This is a genomic window from Acinetobacter sp. YH16042, assembly GCF_013417245.1.
GTDB lineage: Bacteria > Pseudomonadota > Gammaproteobacteria > Pseudomonadales > Moraxellaceae > Acinetobacter > Acinetobacter amyesii.
Map to the genome: position 1 here is coordinate 1 of NZ_VPEJ01000142.1, position 1,095 is coordinate 1,095.

The 1,095-nt window shown below is 36.3% G+C and carries 2 protein-coding genes; both read right to left on the reverse strand.

Annotated features, from left to right (window positions below):
- A partial coding sequence (locus FTV37_RS18250) for a tetratricopeptide repeat protein (RefSeq protein ID WP_180064351.1) occupies positions 1-322 on the reverse strand: 322 nt, incomplete at its 3' end.
- 315 nt (positions 323-637) lie between these two features.
- Positions 638-1,054: a hypothetical protein gene (locus FTV37_RS17615; protein ID WP_179996738.1), complete on the reverse strand. Its 417-nt coding sequence runs from the start codon at positions 1,052-1,054 to the stop codon at positions 638-640.
- Positions 1,055-1,095: the final 41 nt, after the last annotated feature.

Genomic DNA, 1,095 nt, shown 5'->3' on the forward strand with positions numbered 1-1,095 from the left:
CTATATCTCCTTTATTGCTAGCTTTTTGATATAAGTTGGCTGCCTTATTTAAATTAACAGATACCCCCATGCCATTTTGATAAATTGCACCAAGCATGAACAGAGCATCTGTATTTTCTTGATTAGCTGCCTTTTCAAACCATTTTATAGCTTCAGCCATATTTTTTTGTACACCTACTCCCTCTTTGTACATAACAGCAAGAGTAAGTTGATCCTCTGCATAGCCTTGCTTAGCTCTTTCAATAATTTCAGCATCAGAAAAAGCATATAAACTTGATGAAAATGAAAGAATTGTAAGGAAAATAAGAAAATATTTATGCACTCGAATACCTAAAAAATGTGAAAATTTGAATAACTCAGTATTTTGAAATACGTACCTTAAGAAATGAAAATTATTTTAACAATAGTCCTTTTAATTGTTGCTTATAACATTGTAGAGCCCAATAGTTTTGGAGGATACCTATTAGTTCTATTAGTTGCAGGATTAATTTCAATTGGTATTACATTCGCTTTTTTAGCCATACTCGCTGTTATTGGTGTAATTAGTAAACTATTCACACAGAATTAAACTACATCCCAAAATCCATCCCTCGATCCTGCTTAGGTCGAGGTTTTTCTATCTCTTGTTTACGCTCATTCATCTGGACGAGATTTTTTTCAATATCTCCGACGTTTCGAGCAAATTCTGCTGAGCTTTGGTCACTTGTAACGAGACTGAGTGTTGTAAGACTGAGATTTTCCCCAATGCTTCTTCGTTGTTGGCTGTAATCTGGCTCATCTCTCGAACTTTTCCATTGATCTGCTCGGTATAGCTTGCTGTACTGCGTTCTAGCTCGTGAAATTGCTTCTGTATTGTCGCTAATGATTTCTGTGCTTGCTGTAAGCTTTGCTGATCGCTCTCGATTGCCTTTGATTGAGCTGATAAAGCTTGGATAATCTTGGTTTGCATTGTGTCTAAAGCTTGCTGTTGCTTCTGCAATTGCGATTGTTGTTGCAGTAACTGTTGCTGTTGTTCTTCGATGATTCTCAATAATTGTGTTTCTAATTCCGTCATCGTTTAGTACCCCATTGGAATCATGTAACCGTTCTGCCATT

Excerpts from the sequence above, each read along its gene's own strand:
- FTV37_RS17615 (WP_179996738.1), bottom strand. The coding sequence starts at position 1,054 with ATGACGGAATTAGAAACACAATTATTGAGAATCATCGAAGAACAACAG.